Origin of the sequence: uncultured Microbacterium sp., assembly GCF_913776565.1 — a bacterium.
GTDB lineage: Bacteria > Actinomycetota > Actinomycetes > Actinomycetales > Microbacteriaceae > Microbacterium.
The window spans coordinates 1-5,031 of sequence record NZ_CAJYPF010000069.1 but is presented as its reverse complement, the minus strand read 5'-3'; the positions used below and the strand labels follow the sequence as shown (position 1 = coordinate 5,031).

6 protein-coding genes are annotated in these 5,031 nt (G+C 72.9%); 2 read left to right on the top strand and 4 right to left on the bottom strand.

The window, feature by feature from the left end:
- A partial coding sequence (locus QZ433_RS04275; protein ID WP_295780175.1) for a RecQ family ATP-dependent DNA helicase occupies positions 1-1,297 on the top strand: 1,297 nt, incomplete at its 5' end.
- 123 nt (positions 1,298-1,420) lie between these two features.
- Here QZ433_RS04275 and QZ433_RS04270 read toward each other — a convergent pair.
- Positions 1,421-1,828: a hypothetical protein gene (locus QZ433_RS04270; RefSeq protein ID WP_295780174.1), complete on the bottom strand. Its 408-nt coding sequence runs from the start codon at positions 1,826-1,828 to the stop codon at positions 1,421-1,423.
- 56 nt (positions 1,829-1,884) lie between these two features.
- Between QZ433_RS04270 and QZ433_RS04265 the strand changes: the two genes are divergently transcribed.
- Positions 1,885-2,379: a GNAT family N-acetyltransferase gene (locus tag QZ433_RS04265; RefSeq protein WP_295780173.1), complete on the top strand. Its 495-nt coding sequence runs from the start codon at positions 1,885-1,887 to the stop codon at positions 2,377-2,379.
- Between the two features lie 165 nt (positions 2,380-2,544).
- Here the strand turns inward: QZ433_RS04265 and QZ433_RS04260 are convergent, their stop codons facing one another.
- From QZ433_RS04260 to QZ433_RS04250, 3 genes are all read right to left on the bottom strand, one after another.
- The gene (locus tag QZ433_RS04260) at positions 2,545-3,321 is read right to left on the bottom strand and encodes an LLM class flavin-dependent oxidoreductase (RefSeq protein ID WP_295780172.1); all 777 of its coding nucleotides are present in this window, start codon (positions 3,319-3,321) and stop codon (positions 2,545-2,547) included.
- Complete coding sequence (locus QZ433_RS04255) at positions 3,318-4,199, bottom strand: LLM class flavin-dependent oxidoreductase (protein ID WP_295780171.1); 882 nt, start codon at positions 4,197-4,199, stop codon at positions 3,318-3,320. The genes QZ433_RS04260 and QZ433_RS04255 overlap by 4 nt, the downstream gene beginning before the upstream one ends.
- Positions 4,200-4,355: 156 nt before the next feature.
- The coding region (locus QZ433_RS04250) for an MmpS family transport accessory protein (protein WP_295780170.1) at positions 4,356-5,031 on the bottom strand (676 nt) is incomplete at its 5' end.

Sequence of the window (5,031 nt, the reverse complement as noted above, 5' to 3'; positions counted from 1 at the left end):
CGCCCCGGAGCAGCTGGCCAACAGCGAGGTCTTCGACCGCCTGGCGCGCGCCGACGTGCGCCTCGTCGTGGTCGACGAGGCCCACTGCGTCTCGGCGTGGGGGCACGACTTCCGTCCCGACTACGCGCGCATCGGCGATGCGGTCGAGGCGCTCGGGCGCCCGCCCGTGCTGGCCCTCACCGCCACGGCATCCGCTCCCGTCCGCGACGACATCGTCTCGAGCCTGGGCATGCGCGATCCCCACCTCGAGGTGCGCGGCATGGACCGCCCCGAGATCCACCTGTCGGTGCGCCGCCACGAGGATGACGCCGGCAAGCGCCGCGCCGTCGTCGACGATGTGCGGGATGCCGGCGGCCCGGCCATGCTGTACGTGGCGACGCGCAAAGAGACCGACGCCTTCGCCGACGAGCTGGTGGCGCTGGGCCTGCGTGCGGCCGCGTACCACGGCGCGATGGCGCAGAAGCGGCGCGACGAGGTGCACGCGGCGTGGAGCGGCGGCGAGCTCGACGTGGTCGTGGCCACGTCGGCGTTCGGCATGGGCGTCGACAAGGCCGACGTCCGGCTGGTCGTGCACGCGGACGTCACCGAGTCCCTCGACTCCTACGCGCAGGAGATCGGCCGCGCGGCGCGCGACGGCCGGCCCGCGCGGGCGATCCTGCATTACCGCGCCGAGGACTTCGCGCTGCGGTCGTTCTTCGCCGGCGGACACAGCAAACGCGCCGACGTCGCGGGGGTCTGGGACGTCCTGCGACGGGCGGAGAACCCCCTGCGCGCCAAAGACATCGCCGAGTCCTCGGGGCGCTCCACCCGCGCGATCGGGCGTGTTCTGAATCAGCTCGTGGCGTGCGAACTGGCCGCGTCGGGTCCCGACGGGGTGTCGGTGCTGAAGAAGGTGTCGGCGGGCGACGCGGTCGCAGCGGTGCGCGATCGCGACGAGGCCGAGGAGCGCATCCGCGCCTCGCGCATCGAGATCATGCGCGGCTACGCCGAGACGGTCCACTGCCGCCGCCGGGCGCTGCTCGAGTACTTCGGCGTCGAGACCCCCGAGCGGTGCGGGTCGTGCGACCGGTGCGACGCGGGCGCGACCGCGCCGGCGGACTCCGACGCCGAGACCCAGGATGCCGCGGACGACGGCATCCGGATCGATGCCGTCGTGGAGCACGGCGAATTCGGGACGGGCACGGTCATGGGGGTCGAAGCGGATCGCATCACGGTGTTCTTCCCCGACCACGGGTACAAGGTGCTCGCCCGCGCCGCGTTCGACACGGGTGTCATCGGTCTCGGCGAAGCCGCCTGAAACGCGTCGCTGCGGGCACCCGTCGCGTTCGCCTGCGTTCGCGCGTCGCCGGCGTCGCGCCCGTTACGGACGTCGGGTCGGCGTTCGCGCTCGGCCCGCCTCGCTCCCGTGACGGACGTCGGATCAGCGTTCGCGCGTCGCCCACCACGCCCAGGCGATGAGCGGCACCTGCAGGAAGAGGCGGAGGAATCGCGCCCGGTCGGTGTTCAGTCCGGGGGCCGATCGCCCCGTGCGCCACTGGTGCACATTGCCGGGGAAGACGGCGACGAAGAACGCCGCGATGGCCGCGCCGAGGCGTCGGCGCTCGCGGGGCAGGGCGATGAGCCCCACACCGAGCAGCACCTCGGCGGCACCGGACGCGACGACGATCGCGTCCTTGTCGGTATGCAGCATCCGCGTCGCCCACCCCGGCACGACGATGCGGTAGCCGCGACGACCCCACGTGAGATGGCCGACCCCGGCGGCGACGAGCAGCAGGGCGAGCACTCCGCGGGCGACGGAGCGGATGGTGAGACCTCGAGGGCGCGGCATCCGGTCAGTCTGCCACCGTCCTGGATGCGCGAGGCCGCGACCCGTATGCTCCCGCAATGGAGAAGTCGCAGGATTCCACGATCGAGATCCGCACGGCGCGGCCCGAGGATGCCGAGGGCATCGCGATCGTGCACGCCACGTCCTGGCGCGAGACGTACGGCCGCTTCGTCGACGACCCGGACACCAGTCCCTGGTTCGCCGTCGACCGGCGGATCGGCATGTGGCGCCAGAACCTCGCCGAAGGCACCTTCGACACCGTGGTGGCCGCGGCCGGCGACGAGATCGTGGGGTTTGCCGCGGTTCAGCGGACCCCCGAGCCCGAGGCTGTCCGCGATGAGGAGCTCACGATGCTCTACGTGCTCGCCGAACACCACGGCAGCGGCGCCGGGCAGGGTCTGCTCGACGCCGTTCTGGGCGACCGACCGGCGTCGCTGTGGGTCGCGGACGACAACCCGCGCGCCCGGGCGTTCTATACCCGCAACGGCTTCGTCACCGACGGGGCGTCGTCGGCGTTCGGGCCGATCCCGCGGACGGTGCGGTTGGTGCGCTGACGGCGAGGCCGCGCAGTTCGGGTCCCGCGCTCGCGTGAGGGCGCGGGCCGCGTGGGTTCGGTCCCCACGCGCTCGCGCGCCGCGGGCCGCCGCGGCGGCGCGTCGGTCTCGGCCGATGGCCCGCCACGGCCGACCGCTACGGCCGCGCGCTCGCCGCGGCGAACCTCACGTCGGATTCGCCGCGGTGCGCCGCGCGAAGTCGACGTACGCCTCGACCGTGTCGTCGGGGACGATGGCGCGGAGCACCACTTCGTCGGCTGCGGCCGTGTACGCCTCGAGCGCCGACCCCAGCTCGCTGCCGTCGCGGATGGTGGTGTCGATGGCATCCACCCCCATCCGTTCGAAGTTCGCGGCGTAGTTCGGGAACGAGGCGTAGCGCGCGGTCTCGTTCTCGAGCCGTTCGCGCGCGGCGATGTCGATGGCCGTGCGGACGTAGACCGCGACGTGGGTCGACGGCTTCAGAGCATGCAGCTCCGCGGCCTGCTCGCGGGCCTCGACGGGCGGCACCCAGTTGAGCAGCACTCCCTCGGCGCTCTCGACGGCGGTGCGGCGCATCTTGGGGCCGAGCGCGCCGACCAGCACGCGCGGCAGACCCGCCCGGTGAAGCGTGTCGGCGGCCTCGCGCACCCGGGCGAGCGCTCCCTGCTTGGCCATTCCCGAACCGATGCCGATGGTCACGCGATCGAGCGGAAGGCCGAGGGATGCCGCCTCGCCGGCGATCTCGGACGCGGGGCGCCGGTCGACGGGCACGACTCCGGTCGCCAGGTGCAGGCGTTCAGTGACGCGGGCGGCCGCGGCGAGCGCCGCGAGGGCGTCGCCGTCGGGGGTGTCGTTGACCCAGAGAGTGTGGAAGCCCGCCTGTTCGACGGCCGGTGCGATGCGCGCGATCGCGTCGGGGCCGAGCGAGCCGGCCACCCCGAGCGAGACGACGCCACGGCTCACGCGACGCCGCCCGCGTCGGGTACGGCGACGGCGACCTGGCCGACCGCGGAGAAGAACGCGGCGAGGTCGACGTCGTCGGTGGGCAGCAGGACGACGTCGTCGACCCCGGCCGCCTGGAATCTCGCGACGCCCTCGGCGACCTCGGAGACCGACCCGGCGAGGACGCGGTCGGCCGCGTCAGGTCGGTCGGACAGCGAGGCCGTCGCCCGTTCGCGGGCGTCCGGCCCGAAGGCCGTCAGCACGTACGCCACGATGTCGGCGCGGCCCTCGCGTCCTGCGGCATGGCGGGCCGCCTGCACCGTCTGGACCGCCGCAGCCACCTCGTCGACCGTGTGCCGGCTGTCGAGGACCACGCCGTCGGCGGCCTCTCCGGCGGCCGCGAGGGTCTTGGGGCCCTCGGCCGCGGCGTAGACGAGCGGCGCCGTCGCCGGCGGCCAGTCCAGCGCGACGTCGCGCAGCCGGACGTACCGCCCCTCGGTGCTGACCCTCTTGCCGGCCAAGAGCTCGCGAAGGGCCGGCAGCTGCTCGCGCATCAGCGTCAACGGCGAGGCGGCCTTGGCGCCGACCTGCCGCATCCAGTCCTGCACCCCGTGCCCGAACCCGGGCAGCAGACGACCGGGGAACATGCGCTCGATCGTGGCGACCTCCATCGCCGACGCGGCGACGTTGCGCAGCGGGAAAGGCGAGATACCCACGCCGATGCGCAGGTGGTCGGTGACCGCGAGAGCCGCGGCAGCGGCCGCCCAGGCCGAGGACCGGAAGCAGTCCTCCCACAGCCACAGCTCTTCGACGCCGGCGTCCTCGGCGGCGCGTGCGGCGTCGCGCAACTGCTCGGGCGGGTGGGGGTAGGGGCTGAAGATCGTGCCGATACGACTCATGGGTCTACTCTGCACCGAACCTCCGACAGCCGGGCGGCCCGACAGCCGATCGGCCGCTCGGGAACCCTTCTGGACCGACGCCGCGAAAAACACGATGGTCGCGCCCCGAGAGGGGCGCGACCATCGCGAAGGCGCCGTCTTCGAGCGGCGCTCAGCTCACTGCGTGGAGCCGGAGCACGTGACGATGGCGAACTGCCCCGTCGAGGTCTGCTCGGAGATGACCTCGCCGTTGAACGTGATCTTGCACGAGACCGTCGTGGCGGACTGGTCCGCCTGGGCCACGAGCGAGAAGACGGAGAAGTCGAACATGCCGGAGTCGTCGACCGCAAACTCGGTCGTCCACGGCGCGGCGACGTCGGCCTCCTGCTGCGTGGAGCTCCCGGTCGCGTCGGCCGTGAGGTAGGTGACGTTCGAGACCGTCGCGGCATCACTCGTCACCTCGTAGACGAGGTTGCCTCCCGCAACGGGCGCGGCCTCGGGGGACGCGTCATCCCCCGCAACGATCTCGGTGGGAGCGACCGGCGCGATGGTGGCGTTCTCGAGGCTCTCGCTGACGGCACCTGCCACACCGAAGAGGGACGCGGCGGAGACGATGATCGAGAGGATCCAGGCCACCACACCGAGGGCGAGTCCCACCCAGGCGAATCCGCGCGCGCGGTTCTTCAGGACGAGACCGACGATGCCGAGGACGATGGCGGCGAGGGCGGGCAGCCACGCGATGAAGCTGATGAACGGGATGATGGCGAAGACGATCGCCACGGCACCGACGATCAGGGCGGCGAGTCCGACGCCGTTCTTCTGCTTGACGGGCGAGGCCACCGGAGCGGGCGCG

Bases quoted from the DNA above. Each gene is read 5' to 3' on its own strand.
- QZ433_RS04255 (WP_295780171.1), bottom strand. From the start codon at position 4,199: ATGAGTCGTATCGGCACGATCTTCAGCCCCTACCCCCACCCGCCCGAG.
- QZ433_RS04265 (WP_295780173.1), top strand. From the start codon at position 1,885: ATGGAGAAGTCGCAGGATTCCACGATCGAGATCCGCACGGCGCGGCCC.
- QZ433_RS04270 (WP_295780174.1), bottom strand. From the start codon at position 1,828: ATGCCGCGCCCTCGAGGTCTCACCATCCGCTCCGTCGCCCGCGGAGTG.